The sequence below is a fragment of the Neobacillus niacini NBRC 15566 genome (assembly GCF_001591505.1).
In the GTDB taxonomy this organism is placed as follows: Bacteria; Bacillota; Bacilli; order Bacillales; family Cytobacillaceae; genus Neobacillus; species Neobacillus niacini.
This window is the reverse complement of sequence record NZ_BCVA01000022.1, coordinates 33,864-53,256: the sequence shown is the minus strand read 5'-3', so window position 1 is coordinate 53,256 and position 19,393 is coordinate 33,864. Positions and strand designations below refer to the sequence as shown.

The 19,393-nt window shown below is 36.7% G+C and carries 23 protein-coding genes; 9 read left to right on the top strand and 14 right to left on the bottom strand.

Features of this window, described 5'->3' with window-relative positions; genetic code table 11:
- Positions 1-8 precede the first annotated feature (8 nt).
- A complete protein-coding gene (locus BANA01_RS16335; RefSeq protein WP_034676480.1) occupies positions 9-497 on the bottom strand; it encodes a hypothetical protein in 489 nt (162 codons plus the stop codon).
- A gap of 131 nt (positions 498-628) precedes the next feature.
- Here BANA01_RS16335 and BANA01_RS16330 point away from each other — a divergent pair, with 131 nt between their 5' ends.
- The gene (locus BANA01_RS16330; RefSeq protein WP_235847168.1) at positions 629-1,411 is read left to right on the top strand and encodes a VCBS repeat-containing protein; all 783 of its coding nucleotides are present in this window, start codon (positions 629-631) and stop codon (positions 1,409-1,411) included.
- 90 nt (positions 1,412-1,501) lie between these two features.
- Here BANA01_RS16330 and BANA01_RS16325 read toward each other — a convergent pair whose 3' ends face one another.
- Together BANA01_RS16325 and BANA01_RS30645 are read right to left on the bottom strand one after the other, a co-directional pair.
- Complete coding sequence (locus BANA01_RS16325) at positions 1,502-2,158, bottom strand: SDR family NAD(P)-dependent oxidoreductase (protein WP_218008403.1); 657 nt, start codon at positions 2,156-2,158, stop codon at positions 1,502-1,504.
- Positions 2,159-2,163: 5 nt separating this feature from the next.
- Entirely contained in the window at positions 2,164-2,286 is a 123-nt protein-coding gene (locus tag BANA01_RS30645; RefSeq protein WP_218008402.1) for an SDR family NAD(P)-dependent oxidoreductase, read from the bottom strand.
- 762 nt (positions 2,287-3,048) lie between these two features.
- On the opposite strand from BANA01_RS30645, the gene BANA01_RS16320 reads away from it, so the two are divergent.
- From BANA01_RS16320 to BANA01_RS16300, 5 genes are all read left to right on the top strand, one after another.
- Positions 3,049-3,855, top strand: a complete 807-nt coding sequence (locus BANA01_RS16320) for a YitT family protein (protein WP_034676476.1) — start codon at positions 3,049-3,051, stop codon at positions 3,853-3,855.
- Positions 3,856-4,080: 225 nt separating this feature from the next.
- Entirely contained in the window at positions 4,081-4,785 is a 705-nt protein-coding gene (locus BANA01_RS16315) for a GNAT family N-acetyltransferase (RefSeq protein ID WP_082799557.1), read from the top strand.
- Positions 4,786-5,000: 215 nt separating this feature from the next.
- The gene (locus tag BANA01_RS16310; protein WP_063253896.1) at positions 5,001-5,273 is read left to right on the top strand and encodes a hypothetical protein; all 273 of its coding nucleotides are present in this window, start codon (positions 5,001-5,003) and stop codon (positions 5,271-5,273) included.
- A 202-nt stretch (positions 5,274-5,475) separates the two neighbouring features.
- Positions 5,476-5,937, top strand: a complete 462-nt coding sequence (locus tag BANA01_RS16305) for a hypothetical protein (protein WP_063253895.1) — start codon at positions 5,476-5,478, stop codon at positions 5,935-5,937.
- Between the two features lie 68 nt (positions 5,938-6,005).
- Entirely contained in the window at positions 6,006-7,040 is a 1,035-nt protein-coding gene (locus tag BANA01_RS16300; RefSeq protein ID WP_063253893.1) for a M28 family metallopeptidase, read from the top strand.
- Positions 7,041-7,211: 171 nt separating this feature from the next.
- On the opposite strand, the gene BANA01_RS29945 is transcribed toward BANA01_RS16300, so the two are convergent.
- Positions 7,212-7,367 carry a hypothetical protein gene (locus BANA01_RS29945; protein WP_169803705.1) on the bottom strand — a complete coding sequence of 52 codons (156 nt, stop codon included), beginning with the start codon at positions 7,365-7,367 and terminating at the stop codon, positions 7,212-7,214.
- 222 nt (positions 7,368-7,589) lie between these two features.
- Between BANA01_RS29945 and BANA01_RS16295 the strand changes: the two genes are divergently transcribed.
- Positions 7,590-8,483, top strand: coding sequence for a LysR family transcriptional regulator (locus BANA01_RS16295; RefSeq protein ID WP_063253918.1), 894 nt, complete (start codon positions 7,590-7,592; stop codon positions 8,481-8,483).
- Between the two features lie 262 nt (positions 8,484-8,745).
- Here BANA01_RS16295 and BANA01_RS16290 read toward each other — a convergent pair whose 3' ends face one another.
- The 3 genes from BANA01_RS16290 to BANA01_RS16280 are packed head-to-tail and all read right to left on the bottom strand — an operon-like array spanning position 8,746 to position 11,824.
- Positions 8,746-9,840 (bottom strand): Gfo/Idh/MocA family protein, encoded by a 1,095-nt coding sequence (locus BANA01_RS16290; protein ID WP_063253891.1) that lies wholly within the window; start codon positions 9,838-9,840, stop codon positions 8,746-8,748.
- A gap of 55 nt (positions 9,841-9,895) precedes the next feature.
- The gene (locus BANA01_RS16285; protein ID WP_063253889.1) at positions 9,896-10,633 is read right to left on the bottom strand and encodes a ThuA domain-containing protein; all 738 of its coding nucleotides are present in this window, start codon (positions 10,631-10,633) and stop codon (positions 9,896-9,898) included.
- Positions 10,634-10,663: 30 nt separating this feature from the next.
- Complete coding sequence (locus BANA01_RS16280) at positions 10,664-11,824, bottom strand: Gfo/Idh/MocA family protein (RefSeq protein WP_063253886.1); 1,161 nt, start codon at positions 11,822-11,824, stop codon at positions 10,664-10,666.
- A 132-nt stretch (positions 11,825-11,956) separates the two neighbouring features.
- Here BANA01_RS16280 and BANA01_RS16275 point away from each other — a divergent pair, with 132 nt between their 5' ends.
- Positions 11,957-12,721 carry a helix-turn-helix transcriptional regulator gene (locus BANA01_RS16275; protein ID WP_063253884.1) on the top strand — a complete coding sequence of 255 codons (765 nt, stop codon included), beginning with the start codon at positions 11,957-11,959 and terminating at the stop codon, positions 12,719-12,721.
- A 124-nt stretch (positions 12,722-12,845) separates the two neighbouring features.
- Here BANA01_RS16275 and BANA01_RS16270 read toward each other — a convergent pair whose 3' ends face one another.
- The 3 genes from BANA01_RS16270 to BANA01_RS16260 all read right to left on the bottom strand — a co-directional run bounded on the left by BANA01_RS16270 (position 12,846) and on the right by BANA01_RS16260 (position 15,501).
- Positions 12,846-13,301, bottom strand: a complete 456-nt coding sequence (locus tag BANA01_RS16270) for a GNAT family N-acetyltransferase (RefSeq protein ID WP_063253883.1) — start codon at positions 13,299-13,301, stop codon at positions 12,846-12,848.
- 292 nt (positions 13,302-13,593) lie between these two features.
- Positions 13,594-13,857, bottom strand: coding sequence for a SunI/YnzG family protein (locus BANA01_RS16265; RefSeq protein ID WP_063253881.1), 264 nt, complete (start codon positions 13,855-13,857; stop codon positions 13,594-13,596).
- A 237-nt stretch (positions 13,858-14,094) separates the two neighbouring features.
- Positions 14,095-15,501 (bottom strand): glycoside hydrolase family 18 protein, encoded by a 1,407-nt coding sequence (locus tag BANA01_RS16260; protein ID WP_063253879.1) that lies wholly within the window; start codon positions 15,499-15,501, stop codon positions 14,095-14,097.
- A gap of 289 nt (positions 15,502-15,790) precedes the next feature.
- Here BANA01_RS16260 and BANA01_RS16255 point away from each other — a divergent pair, with 289 nt between their 5' ends.
- Positions 15,791-16,726: a ketopantoate reductase family protein gene (locus BANA01_RS16255; RefSeq protein WP_063253877.1), complete on the top strand. Its 936-nt coding sequence runs from the start codon at positions 15,791-15,793 to the stop codon at positions 16,724-16,726.
- A gap of 101 nt (positions 16,727-16,827) precedes the next feature.
- Here BANA01_RS16255 and BANA01_RS16250 read toward each other — a convergent pair whose 3' ends face one another.
- From BANA01_RS16250 to BANA01_RS16235, 4 genes are all read right to left on the bottom strand, one after another.
- Complete coding sequence (locus tag BANA01_RS16250; RefSeq protein WP_063253875.1) at positions 16,828-17,847, bottom strand: FUSC family protein; 1,020 nt, start codon at positions 17,845-17,847, stop codon at positions 16,828-16,830.
- A 753-nt stretch (positions 17,848-18,600) separates the two neighbouring features.
- On the bottom strand, positions 18,601-18,837 hold the full coding sequence (locus tag BANA01_RS16245) for a spore germination protein (protein WP_063253873.1): 237 nt from the start codon (positions 18,835-18,837) through the stop codon (positions 18,601-18,603).
- Between the two features lie 59 nt (positions 18,838-18,896).
- On the bottom strand, positions 18,897-19,130 hold the full coding sequence (locus BANA01_RS16240; RefSeq protein WP_063253872.1) for a spore germination protein: 234 nt from the start codon (positions 19,128-19,130) through the stop codon (positions 18,897-18,899).
- Between the two features lie 11 nt (positions 19,131-19,141).
- A complete protein-coding gene (locus BANA01_RS16235; protein WP_063253871.1) occupies positions 19,142-19,393 on the bottom strand; it encodes a hypothetical protein in 252 nt (83 codons plus the stop codon).

Here is a 19,393-nt window from a genome sequence, read left to right as displayed (position 1 = left end):
AAATGTGACTAACACAAAACAATGATTTTATAGGGAGTGGTTTGGGCTGGAATGCTAAATGTGGCAGGACCATATACAACGAGTAGATTCCGGTTCGCAGGATTCGATGTGAAGGGTTGATTGTTTTGTAATAATATTGGAGTATAACTAGCAATATTCAATTGTAGTTGACCATCACTACTCACCAGCTGGCTGTTAAAAAAGTCTACCTTTACATTTTGATAAGAGTTATCTTTTACAATTATGAGGGCTTGATATTGTGGCGGATAAATCAGTATGACAGGTACATTGACATCATAAAAACCAGTTACACGGTCCCCAACTGAAACCATAACATGGTCTAGAAAATAGGTAGTTGGACTAATCACGAAATTAACTATTGAACCATCTCCCTGCAATATGGACATTAATTTAAAACACCCTTTTTCCTCTTCTGAACCTACTAGATAATCTTGAATCATGGTAACCGTACCAGAAAATGAACCGTATTTTTTCATTTTTTTCCCTCCATTTTGATGAGTCATTAACGAAATCCTCCGGAAACTTTGAGAGCGAGGAGCGTATGATATTCAAATATAGATTCAATTTGCCTTATAAATTTTATGACGCCTGTGAGTAGATATACTTAATGAAGGCTTATTATTGGCAGTTAGAAAGTAATGATGATAGTCCTCATGAAAAGGAGCATGTTATGTATAACTATTATTCTAGGCAAACCGTGAATCCCCGGAGTATTGTTACGTTTGCACGTAGCGATGTAACGGGAGATCAAGTACCTGATAATGTTTATTTAACGGGAATCAAGACTTCAGATAGTCCATTTACACAAAATATTACCCTGCATGTTCAAGACGGAAGGACTGGGAGCGTAAAGAGTGTTCCACTTCGTGAAAATGCAGGCTACAATCCTACTATATTCTTAGGGGATTTTACTGGAAATGGAGTAGATGATATTTTAATAAGTATTGCTTCAGGCGGAAGCGGTGGAATCATGTACCATTATATTTATTCCTTTATGGAAAATACACCACAATTATTATTTGATTTCAATGAATATAATGAGCAATATCAATATCAGGTTATGTATCAAGATCATTACAAAGTGGAGGTTGTCAGCAGGTTCAATAATAAGAAGTATTTGATAGACATTTCAAAAAGAGGTACTGAGTATTTAAATGAAATTTACGACGCAAACGGCCATCTGAAAAGCCCTATTACTGGTTTTGTAAATCCTTTAAGCGGCCTATATCCTGTAGATTTTGATTCAAACAAAGTGTATGAGCTTTTGGCGTATCAAAAAATTGCAGGAAGATATAATGCAGATTCTTTAGGGTATGTCTTGAATACGTTAGGCTGGTTCGATAATCGATTTGTTTTGCAAAATCAGTATGTCGCCATTTTCGGAAATTAGGAAAGCTAGAAATAATAAAAAATTTATTAGACTAGAAGGAGTGTTCCACAACAGAACACTCTTTTAAACCTATTTTATCCATTCTTTTTTCTAAAGTGTTTTTATCTTGTTAGCAATAATGTCTGTTGCTTTTTTGGGGTTCAAACGATATAAAAAGTCCATTATTTTTGCATCGTTTCCGGCTAATACTCGGTATTTTTTATTTTCCATCCCTTTAACAATGATTGCTGGTGCTTCATGTGGGCTGAAAATTTTATATGAATGATTGTTAGTACCTTCTATTTCAATACCGGAATTTTGGACGATGTTCGTGTCAACTCCACCAGGAAAGACAATGGTTACGCCTACATTCGTATCTCTAAGCTCTAAATGGAGGCCTTCTGTTAACATTTTGACTGCTGCTTTTGAAGCTGTATAAATCGATTGAAGCGGCACATGAAGAAATCCACCCATGCTTGATACATTTGTAATGTAAGCTTCTGGTCGATTTAAAAGGTGTGGTAAAAAGGTTTTACACATATAGAGCGTACCATAAAAGTTAACATCCATGACCCTTTGAATTTGTTCATAGTCAAGTTTATTCACGCTATGAAACTGTTGAAGAATTCCAGCATTATTAATAATTCCATCTATGTGTCCGTGTTTGGCGATAATTTCTTCTGGAAGCTTTTCCACATCATTTCTGTTAGATAAATTAGCCTTGTGTGTCGAGATTTTGTCCCCATAGACTGTTGTGAATGACTGTATTTCCTCTAGTCCGTTTTTTGGATTATGGCTGCGACTCTTGCTCCTTTTTCTAGCAGTTGCCTAACGAGCTCTCTCCCAATCCCTCCACCAGCACCTGTTACGACAATTACTTTATTGGATACCTTCATATTATTCCCCCATATTTTTGCTATTAATAACCTATTAAATATACATATGAGAGTTAAGTGTATGAAATACTTTCCATTTAGAGTTAGGTTGGAGCAAAACCTCATTTTGATAAATTCCGGAGACTGTTAAAAGCTAATTACAAAATGTGATTTTGAGTCAGTCCCCCGGTGCGTTATAGCTTTACTTCACCGAGAGACTGAACCCACTTGCATTTCCGTTTTCATTTAATTATTTCTTGAATAATTGTACTATATTAATCCGATAACATTAGGTTGACTAGAAGTTGTTATAACCGGAAAACAAATCCTAAATATTCAAAATAATGATATATTGGAAAAGTATATTGACAACTTTATTTTCCCTCTGGTAGATTACTAATAATAATAAAAATCAGTGACGAGAAATATAAATGAAAAGAATCCAGTTCCCAAGAGAATCGGGGGATTTGGTGAAAGCCGAAGGACACTTTTTTCTGAAAAAACATCTACGAGATGCAAAGTCAAACCGAGTAATCTTTATCGGTTTTCTACCGTTACAAGGGAATTCGTATATGGTACATTGGCTCTGTGCAGAATGTTTCATTTTGCGAAACAAGCGGACTATGGGTGGTAACGGAAACAAAACTCGTTCCTATTTTTGGAGCGAGTTTTTTTATACAAAAAAATTATGAGGTTTATCCGTTATACGGAATCGACTATCCTCGTAAATCTAATCTAGTTTTTGTTTTAAAAATTTTTTCTGGAAACGGGGGGCTAATCGGTATGAAAAATTTAATTGTCATCGTAGGTTCGTTAATTGTTGCATTTGGCTTTAATTTCTTTCTCGTTCCATACGGGATTTTGAGCAGCGGAATAAGTGGTATTGCCATTTTAATTGGGTTAGTCACTCCATTTGATATTGGTGTAATGAATCTTTTACTCAATATACCTTTACTCATCTTGGGATACTTTAAGCTTGGAAAGATGATTACGATCAATACATTGATTTGTGTGGTATCCCTCTCCGTTTTCTTATATCTATTACCAAGCGTTCCTGTAACAGACAATATCTTGCTGTCGGCGATTTTCGGAGGAATCATAGGCGGTATTGGGGTTGGTGTTATCTTGAAGTATTCCGGCACCTCTGGAGGATTGGATATTATTGCAATTATCCTTTCACGGACTAGTAATGTGAGTGTGGGCCTGCTACTAACGGCGATGAACGGCGTCATTGTTCTCATTTCTGGTGCTGCTTTCAATTGGAATATTGCATTGTACACGCTGTTGTCGATTTATCTGACAGGTAAGATGATTGATACCATTCACACGAATCACATCAAATTAACGATGCAGATTGTGACGACGAAAGGTGAATTAATACGAGAGGATTTACTACAATCAATCTATCGAGGTATCACTATTACAGAGGGTTTCGGCGGCTATACAAAGGAACCAAAACAAATTTTAATGATGGTGGTAACACGTTATGAAACCATGCAAATTAAAAAAATTGTTCGCAGCCATGATGAAAAAGCCTTTATTAATATTTTTGAAACGGTTGAAGTTGATGGTCAATTTGCTAAAAATTAGGGGTAACAGTGCGAGACACCTTCCAATCATATGGCTGGTGCCTCGCACTTTTTTGTGATTAAAATACAGAGAACACCACTATCTCAAATATTTTTATCTTGTGAAGTCCAATTGACAGATGTATACATAATGAAGTGATTATTGTATTTGTTGACATTTTATTGGAGGACAAGAGCTAAATTTTTTTCAGTCAAAAGATGGGGCAACCGTACGGAGGGAATGTAGTTGAAGAGTAAATCAAAACGCGATAAACAAAACAAATATTTTGAGGAAGATTCTGGCGAAAACTTTTATTTCATTGCAGGATACACGGATGGTGGTGCTTCCTATGGAATTAATTGGGAAGAGATTATTGCCCAAGAACTTAATTTTCGGGGAGCAGTGAAAAAGGACGCCAAGAAAGCTGCGGATCTCATTCATTATGCAATTGATGATATTGCCGAGAAGCTAACTGGTCAAACTAAGAAAGAAAATATTCGTGAAACGCTGGCAAATTTCTTTCGAGAAGAGATTAATCGTCTTAGTTACCAAAATACGATGGTTGCAGATGTCTTAGGAGAAGTAGCAGGAATTGTAATTACTTACCCGGGAGAGATTGCACCTCGATTAGACGAACCTATTTTGAAAAGATTAAGAAAGAAAAAAAGGAATGAATTGATTCTCCTGGATAAGGAGGCTGATGAGGGGGATTTTTATATCGACACAGTGTGTGTTGAAAATCGGTTTAGAGGCAATGGAATCGGAACCATGCTTTTAAAGGAAGTCGAAAAAACAGCATTACAAAAGGGGTATTCAAGAATTTCTCTAAATGTTGCTAAAGATAATCCGAATGCAAAAAAGCTATACGAGCAGATTGGCTATAAGGTTGAAAAAGAAATCATAATTAATAAACATCTCTATGATTATATGGTGAAGATCCTTTCCAGATAATAACAAAAGGCTATTCTTGCATGTGAAAATTGGGCTGTGACAAAGCAATCTTAAAACTGGGTGATTAAAAGGAATATTAATCATCTATATAGAATATATTTGATGACGCTTACACTTTGTATCTTTATTTGAAAATTTCATATTCTTAAGGAGGGTTACTAGTAGGAGATATTGACCAAACACTCGTTATGTTAAAAAATTGTAGGGGAAGTTAAATGTATAATAAAAAAGTCATCGATATATCAACCAAAATGATTCCAGAATGGTTAAACAAAGACATAGAACAGATTAGCAGAAAAGAAGAGGTATCAGCAAAACCAGGTTTTATTATTTCACGCCTTTATAACCAATACTCTCCCGGGTATAGACATCTTTTTACGGCGATGACTGGAAATACAGAATGGGCACTCATTGCTAGGGAAAGGCTTAATTATATTGATGAAAACCTTGATTTAATCGTAAAACACTTAAAAAAGAGGAAGAATTAATTCTTTTTTTACTTCAGTTTTTCAGCCTGCATTTCTTCAAGAAGGAGAAATGCTTTTTTTGAGTACATAGGGGAAAAACGTGGCAATTGTTCTTTCAATCATTTAATACTTTTAATACTATATTAATACTATTCAATTTGTTTAAATTATTTTAGAACTAAAATACGATAATGATAATTGTTCATGGATAAGGAGAATTCAGGTGAATTTTAATGACATTTCTAGCATGTTGAAAAAAACAAGTGTCTACAATATAATCCTTATCATTTTTGTAATGTTGTTAATAGGCTGTACTAATAATTCTCCGAAAAAGTATGTAATTAATCAACTTATCAGAGTAGATGTGGAAGTAGTTAATACAGATGAAAGCTATGAAGAAGCTTTCATGATTACGGATGAAGAAACAGTAGATGTATTAAGAACGGTATTTAAACAAGTTAAGTGGGAACCAAATGCAGAACCAAAAATGGCTAGAAAAGAAGATGTAAAGTCGACATTATATTTTAAGTATGATGAGAATATGCCTGAAAGATTATTTGTTTATCAAATTTGGTTCAATCAAAATGATACAGCAACAATTATTAGTAATAATGAAAAAGATGGGTATGGAACTTTAGATAAAGACAATGCCGAAACATTAGAACAAATCTTTCTCAAAAAATAAGGTCTGTTTACATAAAAGTTGTTGTTTAGTTATGGATTTCAATAAATAAGTTCAAGGTGGGATACTTTTTGAAAGAAGAATATATTAGATTCATCCAAAAGTTATCCAATCCGAGCCTAAATGGGCGAGTACCAGGAACAAAAGGGCATGATGTTGCAAGAAGACTTATCTTGGCACAGTTTGAGATGTTGTCGTTAACTCCATTATTAGCGGGGAAATGGGAACAAACCTATACCGCTTTTGATGGTAAGATTGGACGAAATCTCCTTGCTACAAGAAAGGGACACCATGATAAATGGCTGCTGTTAGGAGCCCACTATGACCATGTAAATGGCTGTCCAGGGGCAAATGATAATGCTGCTGCCATCGGTATACTACTGTCTGTGCTTGATTCATTAAAGTCATCGAACTTAAATATCAATATTGTTCTAGCAATCTTTGATATGGAGGAGCACAAATACTTTTTGACCAAAAGCATGGGTAGTATACATTTTTACCGCGATAGTCAGAAACAATTAAATTATGATCATTTTATTGGGGCTTTTATCTTAGATCTATGTGGTCACTCTGTAGGTGTAAAAGACCGTGAAAACTCTTTATTTGTGATTGGAGCAAATACATCCCCAATACTATCAAAATCCATTGATCTTACACAAAATCAAATGAAAGATCTTCAAATATACCGGTTAAGAAGCCGAAGATTATTTCATTTATCCGATAATTATATCTTTGATATTAACAGGAAGCCCAACCTATTTTTCACATGTGGTCATGATCCTCACTATCATACTCCGAAAGATACATTTGAAAAATTAAATCTAGAAAAGATCTCAAATATCTCTACATATATCACACACTGCATTTTAACTATCAGCAGGAAATTCGGTGATAGTACTGCTGAATTATTACTTCCCTCACGTGACAAACTTCCATTCAATCATGAATCTGAAATTGTTGAGCTAAGTCGCTTTTTTAAAGTTGAATTAGGTCCCCGTCATAATCTTGACCTAATTTGCGATGTCTTGATAAGAGAATTATCAAAAACTCCTAATAATGATTTAGACAAAATCAAAACAACTTTGAAATCGTTACGGATACTTTAATCCAGCCATACGGTCTCTCCGATAATTCCCCCGTTGCTTTCAAGCTCCCTTCAGGGGGGAAACTATATAAAAATAAGAGCCTACTAATAATAGGCTCTTATTTTTAGGGAATCTCCTAGTAATAGCATACGTGGGATGTCACCTTTAATCCTTTAGTGAGATAAAAATATTTTAAGCTACTTGAAAACAAGGATCATTGAAATATACAACCTCAGAGAGTATATTACAGCCGTCCTTCATGTTTTTTAGAGCCTCTCTTGCTTCATCTTCTGTTTTAAATTCAAACTGAGAAATGTTTGAATTTAAATAGCGAGTTATAATCCACATAAATTTTCCTCCTATTTTCTAAATAATTCTGGACTGCCAGCAAGATATCAATAAATATGGTTGAAGATGCCATATGTTGTGTTGAACGTAATCCAGGGGGTTGAATAAGTAATTATTAATTGCTCCTGATTAATGATAATGCAATAATGGAGATATATAAAATGCTAAAAAATTATAATGTCATATAAAAATCTTTTATATGGGAAAAAATGGGTGGTAATAGTGGATTATCGCGATTGGGAAATACTGAAGGTCCTCTATAGTCAGAAGAATCTTACAAAAGCAGCACGGCTTTTGTTTATCACACAACCTGCATTAACCAACCGCTTAAAGCACATGCAGGAAGAATTAGGTGTCAAAATAGTAACTCGTGAAAGTAGAGGGGTTCATTTTACCCCACAAGGTGAATATCTAGTTCAGTGTGCCGACGATATCATTGCTCAATATAATAAAATTAAAGAGCATGTTAGGAATATGAATGAAACGTTTGGAAATGAAGTCGTAGGGACATTAAAATTGGGTGTATCTAACTTTTTTGCTAATTATGAACTGCCCCATATATTGAAATTATTTAGAAATCAATATCCTCATGTAGAATTTAAAGTGATTTCGGGCTGGAGCAAAGATGTTACGAAGCTTATACACAATAAGGATGTTCATATTGGTTTTGTTCGTGGCGACTATAGCTCTAGAGGACTGAAGAAACATTTATTATATGAAGAAACTGTTTCTGTTACTTCGAGGGAAATAATCGATATTGTTGATTTGCCTAATCTCCCAAGAATTGACTATAACGGAGATTTCTTATTAAAATCATTAATTGATAATTGGTGGGCAGAAAACTATTCACAGTCTCCTTTTATTAGTATAGAAGTGGACCAGGTTGATACTTGTAAGGAAATGGTTATAAATGGATTAGGATACGGCTTCTTATCCAGTCGTATTTTAAATGATGTAGATGATTTATATAAGATTGTATTAACTGATTCTAAAGGAAGCCCTATCTTACGCAGAACATGGATGTATTACCATAAGGAATCCTTGGAATGGAATGTTGTGAAGGCTTTTGTTAATTTCCTTGAAACGTTGGATACCATGGATTCAAAAAAACTATAATGTAAAAAAGGGCTGTTCTCACACCATGAGGCTGCCTTTTGATATTACATCGAGAACCTCTATTAAAATTGCACTTAGTTTTTCATTCTTCGAGTAGATAAATACATTGAAATAAATTAGGCAAAGGCAGAGTCGGATTGTTAGTGTCTCGACATTATAATGGCTAAGTAGAACAGAAAAAGCGCATTCCCATAAGGAGGCGCTTAATATGTAAAAAAGGCAATTTTCGGTGGCTATGTGTATGTTTAGTTCAGATTGGAAACTACTTCACCTCCAACTCATAAGGTACTGATTCTGGACGGCTGCACGTACTTTCCATGTTATAGTGCTGACCACGATCCGAGGAATCATGGAATCCATGCATCGCTTCTAATACATGATACGCTAATTCCCCATTTGCCCGATAATTCCTTCCTTTAAGAATAGCTTTGGCCATATCCGCCACACCTAGTCCTCGACTGTTTTCGAGGTAGCCATAGGCAAGAGGGACCTCTTTAAATTCAGCTTCATCCCGTTTTCTTATTTTTACAGGGCCCCCGAATGTATTGGGATCAGGAACAAGTAACGTTCCTTCACTGCCGTATATTTCAATGGGAGGCAGGGATGTCCCGCCAAAAGCATCAAAGCTTGTTGTAATATTACCGATTACCCCCGAAGCAAAATCAATGACACCTGAGATGTGTGTAGGAATCTTTACTTCGATTTTAGTACCTGCTTTAGGCTGGCTAAGCACGGTCCGTTCTGGATAACTAATACGTGTAGATCCAGAAATTCGTTTTATTGGTCCTAAGAGGGCTACTAATGCTGTTAAATAATAGGGTCCCATATCAAACATAGGTCCGCCGCCAAAATCATAATAGAAGGAAGGGTCTGGATGCCAATGCTCGTGTCCTCGGCAAATCATGAAGGCAGAAGCTCCAATGGGTTCACCAATTTCACCTTGTTCAATGATATGGATCGCCGTTTGAATACCAGCACCTAAGAAAGTGTCCGGAGCACTGCCAACAAGGAGATTTTTCTTCTTGGCAGTTTCTAAAATTTGTTTTCCTTCCTCACGAGTCACAGCAAGTGGTTTTTCTGTATAAACATGCTTTCCGGCTTCAAGTGCTTGGATACAGACAGCGGCATGTGCTTTTGGAATTGTTAAATTGATCACGAGTTGAATATCTGGGTCAGAAAGCAGCTCATCTACTGACAACGCTTTAGGAACCCCAAACTTCTCCGCTTGGGACTGGGCACGCTCTAGATCTAGGTCAGCACAGGCAATAAGCTCGAGGTGAGGGAATTTCTTACAGTTTTCTAAATAAATAGAACTAATGTTTCCACAACCAATGATACCGATTTTAAGCTTTTCCATAAAGGACCTCCAAATGATTATTTATAAAAATTGCTATCTAGCGTTCATCGTCTGATTATTGACTGTCGCCCATTCCTGTATAGGTTCGCACATTTCCATAAATCGACTCAACATCTAATTCTTTAGAGCGAGTCTTACCTTCAGCAGCCCAAAGGAATCCGCGGCGCATGATGAGCGACACTTCCGGCATGGCAATAATGTTGGCTTGATGACCGAGTGAACTATAAAACACATTGCCGAAGCCCCAGCGTTTTGTCCAAACAACAGGCATTTCAACAGCTTTATTCGTTGCATGTGGACCGTGAAATACTGGGAAGCGCGTTGTCGCTAACACTTCAACAGCGGGGTCATAATGAAGGTAATATTGCTCACTTACCACTTTAAAATCAGAAAGACCTTCTAGTAATGGACTTGAGGAATGCTTAATGTTGACCATATATTCAACTCCATCATTTCCGGGATGGGCCACCCAATTACCACCCGTCATAAACTGCCAATCCACGTTATTTCGGAAAGAATCACACATGCCCCCATGGCAGCCGGCTAAGCCGACACCAGAAGCCACGGCTTCGGAAATATTGAGAACATATTTTTTTTCAATTTCTCCCATGGTCCAGTGAGGGATAATTAGGTCTAATTCCATCAGCTTTTCTTTGTCGGCGTATGAGTCAAGTGAATTGGATACTTCTACTTGAAAGTTTTCTTCCTCAAGAATTCCTTTAAAGATTTCAGCTACTTGTTTTGGCTGATGGCCATCCCAGCCGCCCCAAACGATTAATGCCTTTTTTGTCATAGCAAACGCACTCCTTTGATTGTTTTTTTATTAGACACCACAAATTCGAATCCATTGCCGTTTTTCAATCGATAAATCAACCGCTTCTAAAACCTCCTGGCACTTGACGCCATCACGGAAGTTTGGAACGGGCTGTCGGTTTTCCCGGAAAGACTCCATTAGTTCCACCACTTCATGAATGAATGTATGTTCATAGCCAATTGTATGACCAGGCGGCCACCAGTTTTGCGCAAACGCATGCGGAGGGTCAGTCGCTAAGACACGGCGGAAACCTTGTACATCTTCTTTGTCATCAACGAAATAAACTTGCAGTTCATTCATCCGTTCAAAGTCAAAGATGACACTCCCTTTACTACCATTGATTTCAAACGAATTCGTACAGCGGTGTCCGGCAGCAAAACGAGTAGCTTCAAAGCTCCCTAGCGTTCCATTTGCAAATCGTGCCAAGAAGAGGGTAGCGTCATCCACCGTTACTTCTCCTTTTTCATTCGTATCGCTGCCTTTTGCTGTTAGACCAGTCATGTGAGTAGGAATGGGTCTTTCTTTAATAAATGTCTCGTTCATTCCAATGACTTCGCTAATATCCCCAATGAGATAGTGCGCTAAGTCGATCAGGTGTGCACCAAGATCTCCATGAGAACCTGAACCTGCGATTTCCTTCTGAAGTCTCCACGCTAACGGGAAGTTTTCATCGACGAGCCAATCTTGTAAAAACCACGCTCGAAAATGATAGATTTTGCCAAGTCGTCCTTCGTCAACAAGCTTTTTAGCGAGCATGACGGCAGGGGCGAAGCGGTAATTAAACCCAACCATGTGCTTAACTCCAGCCTCTTCAACGACACGAAGCATTTCTCTAGAGTCCTCCAGTGTAAGCGCTAATGGTTTTTCACAAAATACATGTTTGCCTGCTAGTGCAGCAGCAATCGTGATTTGTTTATGGACATCGCTTGGCGCATTTATATCTATTAAATCAATATCGTCTCTGTCTAGGAGAGTTCTCCAATCCGTTGTATATTCCTCCCAGCCAAATTGTTTGGCTGCAGTCGCTACACCTTCAGGGTCACGGCCACAAATCACCTTCATTTCGGGATGAACGGTGTCCGGGAAAAAGAGAGGAAGATCCCGGTATGCATGACTATGTGCTTTCCCCATAAATTTATATCCGACCATGCCAATTCCGACTTTTTCCATACAAACTCTCCTTTAAATAGATTGTAAGCTTCTAATTAATGGTAAATGTATCATGTTATGGATTGACACAACAAGAAAAAACTTATAAAATACTAGACAAAATTTATCTTTTTAGAAGAGGGAAATATTAAAATGTTACTATACGAATCGAAACATTTTGATTTATTCACAACCTATCAATCAACCAACCTAAACTTCCCAAGTCATCTACACCGTTGTTTTGAATTGATTTTTATCGTGGAAGGGGAAATGGAAGTCACTATAAGTGAAAGATGTTTTCAATTGGAGGCTGGACAATTCTTACTCATATTACCTTATGAAATTCATTCTATTTTGACAAAAACACAATCTCGAGCTAGACTTTGTCTTTTTTCTCCTGACTATGTGCCAACTTTTCAAAAAATGATTGAAAAGAGATCCCTGGAAAACCCAGTTTTCAACCTTTCATTAGAAGCACAAGCACTTATTTTTAAATCTCTTTTTTCCAGTCATTCCAATCTACTAGAACAAAAAGGTAGTCTTTATTTACTATTATCTGAGCTCATTCAACAAACCAGCCTGGTTGAAGCAAAAAAGGAACCAGATTTGCTTCATTCTATTTTATCCTACATACAGGAACACTTTACCGAGTCCATTTCTTTACACAGTATTGCTCGTTCATTAGGCTACAGTTACAATTATTTATCGAAATATTTTAATACCCATGTGAATACGTCTTTTGTAGATTTTTTAAATGAAACTAGGATTAACTATGCTTGCTATTTACTAAGTACTTCTGAAAAACCGATTACCGAAATTGCGCATCTTTCTGGATATGAAAACATCCGTTCATTTAATCGTAATTTTATTAAAATTAAATTATGTACCCCCAAAGAATACCGGGGATCTGTTTCCTAGAGTAAAACATAAATTACAGCTAAATATGTAAAGTGAAAATGGATAAAAAATAGCCCAGCTCTTATGAACTTGGGCTACACACCGTTTTAATTTCGAAGGCTTATTGAGTTATTCTATTGATCTATCATTCGTTTATATTTTTTATAACGGCCATTTCCTTGCCGAACCGATCACCATTATCTATGAATCCCAAACTCATGTAAAGATTATGTGCTCCTAAATTTTCAGGATGATAACCTACAACAATTTTTTTAGCATTCGGTAATTTAGCCATCTCTGAAATCATTAACGTAGTTGCAGCTTTGCCTATACCCTTGCCTTGGAATTCCTTATCGACCATTATTCGATATATCCAATAACCATCAAGTTCTGCTTGAACAGAATTGTACATCAAAAAGCCAACCACTTTCTCTTCAGCATAAATAGCATATGGCTTTAATGTAGACTCAAACTTTGACTGAGCTATGGATATAGCATTGGGTTCAATGTATTCCTTTTGTTCTGCGGATACTTCTAATACACAACAGTCATACCAGTTTTCTGCTTTTAATTCTACGATTTTCACATTTTCAATACTCATAATTTTCCCCTCTCAAATTGGGGAAACGCTACATACATTTTAAATAGTCGTTTTCCCCTTGTACTCATTCTTACTAACCATTCTTTGGTTTGTCATAATGACCGCCTCCTCTAACCACGATTGTCAAAAATAATATCAATTCGTTTTTTGACTGTTCAATTATACCATTTTTTCTAATAAATTCCCTTTATACTAAAATATTTTCTTCTTGAAGAATCTTGCACCGTTAGTAGAATAAGAAAAAGTGTCTCCACTTGTTGTAGAACCATTTAGCGGGGAACACCATAAGAAATTAATTTTTAACAAATGATAATACTTTCTTCTTAATAGCATCTACATTCGTAAACAAAACATAAGTGTCGGACTTAGTTATAATAACTATTCTATCGGCAGTTCCATTAGGAAAACCAATTCGAATAGAATCCTTAGCCCCACCGCCGTAGTATGTATCATCTTGTGTCACTTCTAAAATATCAGAAATAGGAATTTCTATTTTTGTTAGTTGCCATTTAATAATTAATCTATCATTCAATTTTTCTAATTTAATTTCAAACATAATACTATTCCTCTCCTTTCACTAATTTATGGCTTTCTATTATTATACGGAAATAAATACCTAATAGTCTCAGTTATATATTCATTCATATGGAAGTAATCTTCCCACGGTCCAATGCGATGAATGTAAAAAAGATAGGGGGCTATACTTTTATAAAAAATTTTATCTAATTAAAACATGTTTTATGATTAAAAAAGAGAGTTTGGCATAAAATGCCAACTCTCATTTTTGACCGTTTTATTTTTTTATCGTGAAATTGTCATTCAACAATGCCCAATTTTGTGGATATGGGTAGCCAAGTGCCCAGTAACTTACACCACGAAGGTTATATTGTTTGACCAAGTCGAACTTGGCTTGAGCACTTCTGGCATCTTCAAACCATACTTCATGGCCACGGCCTTGTTCATCTACATAGCGGAAGAATGGTGATTGGGCCGTTGTATCGTATTGAATGGCGGCACCATATTTAAGTGCTCTGCTGATAGCCTCCTGCGGACTAAAGGTTTCGGCTTCTTGCCCCTGAACATGCGGTAGCAACCAATCCCGTGCATAAATTTGGAAGCCTAAAAAGATTTTTTCAGCCGGCATGACTGTTAAGGCATATTCGACAACTCTTCTCATTTGATTAATCGGTGAGATGGCTTGCGGTGGCCCTTTTCGATATCCCCATTCATAGGTCATCAGCACCACGAAATCGGCAATTCTCCCGTGTGCCTCATAATCATGTGCTTCATATAACAGGCCGCCTTGAGTTGCACTCACCTTAGGTGCAAGGGCAGTGGACACTAAATATCCCTTAGGATGGAGACGGTCCACAGCCAATTGTAAAAATTGATTATAATTCTCGCGATCAGCGGGTAATACATTTTCGAAATCAATGTTTAACACTTTATAGTCTTTGGTATCCATGATTTGAATAGCGTTATTAATCAATTTTTCTCTCAATGCGGGATTAGCTAAAATCACATTTGCTAAATTCGATCCAGCTTGTGTGGAAGTAAAGTTCGTGATTGATAACATGGGTGTAATATTTTTAGAAATAGCGGCATCCACCATTGGTTTATCATTCATCTGCTGCAAGGTTCCATCTTCCCGAATCATATAGGCAAAGGGGCTAAAATAAGTAAGAAGATGACCAATTTCATTGAGGGTGGCGATTGCCGCATCATTTGTTTGATATGTGTAGGCATTCACCTCGATAGTTGGTTTTGCTCTTGGAATAACTAGAACCGTTCCAGGATAAATCAGGTTTGGATTAGCAATTTGATTTTCTTCCATAATTCTTTGCACAGTTGTACGATACCGTCTTGCGATTTGCGCTAATGTTTCCCCGGGAGAGACAATGTGAGTAATTGCTGGGATAAAAAGCTTGGTTCCTGGATATAGAACATTGGGATTCGTTAATTGGTTGGATTGGACAATTGCTTGGATTGTCAAACCATATTGCTGTGAAATAGACCATAGAGTATCTCCATATTTAATAATGTGAGAGGTTCCTGGCTTAGGTATCAGTAGCGATTGCCCAACTAATAATCGATTGGGGTCTGGCAGCCCATTTAATTGTACAATCGAGTTCATATTTACAGCATAGCGGTTAGCAATTTGCCAAAGTGACTCGCCAACGCTCACCACATGGATAATCATTCAAGCACCTCCTGGGCGTTTACATTTATGCATCATATGAAACAATAAATAAAAAAGTGTGAAAACCAGGGTAAACTGAAAGTATGACCATGTTAAATGGGGCAATCCATTGACCATTGTAAAAATGAATGAGTTCTTCTTTTTTCAACTATCTCAATTCTGACTTTGGGACGAAAGCAACGCCAAGACCCATAATGTAGTATGGGGAGCTTTTTTCTATGTATTTCGAGTTTACCCCCATCAACTTGGATAGTAGAATGATAGTAATAGACAAGGGGGCGATAGTTTTATGAATATTTTAGTAGTAGGTGCAGGAGCATTAGGTGTATATTTTGGTGGAAGGATGCTAGAAGCAGGTCAAAATGTTTCATTTTTTGTCAGAGAAAAACGGGCTGCTCAATTAACAAAGGAAGGTTTAAAAATAAACAGCCCCGAGGGAACCTTTGAAGGAAGGGATATAACTATTTTTACATCGCCTGAAGAAGTGAGAAATATAGACTTAGTCATACTTGCTGTCAAAGGCTATCATCTCGACGAGGTGATCCCTCAGGTTCAAACGATTGTTCAACAGACAGGTACGTCGTTTGTGCTGCCTTTGTTAAATGGTATCGAACATATAGACAAACTACAGCAGGCCATCGGAAAAGAAAAAGTGCTAGGCGGATTTGCCTCTATCATTGCCACGTTAAATGAACTAGGACATGTGGAACATACAAGTGGAAGCAGTACTTTTAAATTTGGGATTCTGCATGAACAGCAAACCGAAATAAGCGTGCAGTTAGAAGTGCTACTGAGTCAAGTTAAAACGAAGTTGGTAAGGGAAGAAAATATTTTAAAATCTATGTGGAAAAAGTACATATTTATTACGGCATTTTCAGGAATTACTTCAGCCATGCAGCTGCCGTCAGGTTTTATCGTAAGTTCAGACGCTACATTCGCTACTGCAAAAAGAGTAATCCTTGAAATGACAATGCTAGCTGAACAAGAGGGGATAATTTTAACAGATCAAGAAATAGAGTCGGTAGGAAAAACATTAATAAGTTTCAAAAAAGAAGCGACATCTTCCATGCATCAAGATTTGAGAAAAGGGCTTCCAATCGAAGTCGAGCATTTACATGGAGGGGCGCTGCGGTTGGCTGCCAAACACCAGGTTGAGGTTCCGGTTATCGAAACCTTATATGGGATTTTAAAGCCGTATGAAAATGGGAGACCTACAATGTCCTAAGCTAGCCTGGAACATTTAAATAAAAGAGAGCAGGTTAAACCTGGTAATACAAAAGGAGTAGCAGAATATAGACTAGCTACTCCTTTCCTATAACTTCTTTTTTATTGTGATTTCTTCCTATATTGTTCTACTAACGTATTCAATCTGTCCAATTGAAAGGCATAATGATAAATAGAAGCCCCAATGACGGTCATTTGGATTTTATGATCTTCATGATAGGATTGCATTACTTCTTCTAAAAACAGCTCTGTTTTTTTCATAAATTCATCTTCTAATGAAGGAGAATCCATTTTTATTTTCCCATCATATTTTAATAGAAATAGCTCATGATATTTGATGAGATACTCGAGGTGTTGATCAAAGAGCTGATTTTCTTTAGATGTCGGCTTGCTAGTAAAATAAATCGAATCAATATCCTCCAAGACCATAAATCCCTTTTGGAGTGATTTAAACATTTGCTTAAATACAACGATTTCACGTACATCCATATTATTTAACTTAGACAATTTTTCGCGTTCTTCATCAAATAACATAAATTGTTCTTCTAAAAGAAAAATATCATTCTCTAATTGTTCCATTTGCTCCTTAAATGACTTTTCTGTCATTTCGTCAGAGATAGCTGTTTTCATCAATATAGAGAAATCCCTGAAAATATCATTGATTTTGTTTACGTAATTCTTCTTATAGTTTGGCGGGTAGACAAAAATATTCACCAATAATGCGGTTGCCATTCCAATAAAGGTAACAATAAAACGGTTCAAGGCAAAGAGCCAATCGTTTCCTGGTGCACTCATAATCGCTAACACCGTTACAACCGTTAATGAAATCGTCTCTCCCATTTTTAACTTCAAACTAATCGAAATCAGAATAATGATGACAAGACCAATAGAAAATGGGTCGTTACCAAGAAAATATAATCCCAGGAAGGCGAAAATCGCACCTAAAACATTGGTTTGAGCTTGGTTCCATACTTGTTTCCATGTACGGTAAATAGACGGCTGAATCGTAAAAATGGCAGCAATTCCCGCAAAGACTGCGGATTCAAGATTTAATACCGAACATATATATAAGGCCAATGTAACAGCAATTCCTGTTTTAATGACACGAGGTCCTAACTTCAAAATGCTCAATCCTCCATAAATAGCGCTGTAAGTCTCTTCAGTCACTTTCTTCTATTACTTTATCAAATATAGCTATTGAAGCTAATAATTTCAATTATTTTTGTCCTATCTGAGCTATGATCTTTGAAAAAATAAATCATGATTTGGGACATGAAGGGAGAAGGAAAGGATAAGATAGTTAAGCATTCTTGTAAAAAGTAAGTGAAGAAAAGAGAAGGAGAGGTTAATTCTGTTGAACCCATGTTTTGTGAATTACGGTTTTTTTGAACAAACTTAGATTGAATAAAAAAGGTACTATCTTTAAAGAGATAGGCCTCATAGATCAAAACAGAGGTATATTGAATGGAGTTCGAGTGTAAATCGAGTCTTTTTGGGAGTACAAACTGGATCTGATTTAGATGGAAACTTTCGCGGTATTAGGCGATGTGCTGCGTAAGCCGAAATGGCATGTACCTGTGTAAAACAGCTGATTGAAGAGGCTGGCGGAACAATTAATAGATATTGAGTTTCCTGCCCTTAATCACTGCGTAAGTCCATTGCTTGCCTGTTTAGCTTATGTAAGTCGGGGTTTACCTATTTGATTCTTCGGCCAATTAACTATCTATTTTATAATAACACTAAAAATGCTGCCCAAAATTAAAACTTTGAGCAGCATTAATAGTTTTGACCCGAAAAATGAGGCCGTTTGGTTTTCTAAAAAGGTAGGCTGAAACGGTCCTTTTGAGAAAAATTGACAGAACCATCCCCATTTTTTTACACTACACTGTTTTTAATGGCATTACTATCACTGACATCGGGATCAATGACTGTGGCAGCAGGGACCGCTACTGGAGAAAAGTCTCCATTTTGTTCTCCAAAGGCCTGATTTCGCTTATAGGTTACAAGTTGATCAATTAATTGCAGGGTCCCCATATTGGCTACTGCACCATTATCAATTGTATTCACTTTAAATCCAAGAACATTGATGACAACTGGTGAAACAAAAAACATGTTAACACCCCGTTTTTTCAAGTTATTTACATCTAGTTCAAAACAAGAATCAATGCGGACTATAAAAGGCTTGTTTTAACTGAGTTGCTATCAGAAATATCCGGGTCCAATACCCAAGAATTAGACAGTATTGTTGGGGATAAGTCCCCGTTCTGTTCTCCTATTCCTTGGTTCCTTTTATATGAAACAAACTGATCCAAGTGTTGGCTTGGACCTAGATTAACGACTCCTGCATGGTCGATCGCATTTATCTTAATTCCTAATATATTAAGTGATACAGGTGCAAATGTCATAGGATTACTCCTTATAAATTAGGTAATTTGGCCGTTTCAAAAGAAGAATTAGAATCAATTTGATCCCGGTCATCAACGGCACTTCTGGTACCAATAAAATTGGTTCCATCTCCCATATTTTGGCCAAGTCCTTGGTTTTTTTTATCAGAATTATGCCATTCCGCTAAAAGGTTTTGCCCCACATTTATTGCGGATGCATTCTCAAATGAATTCACCTTTATGATATTAATATTGATATTAATGTATGGAACCGGACCCACCAT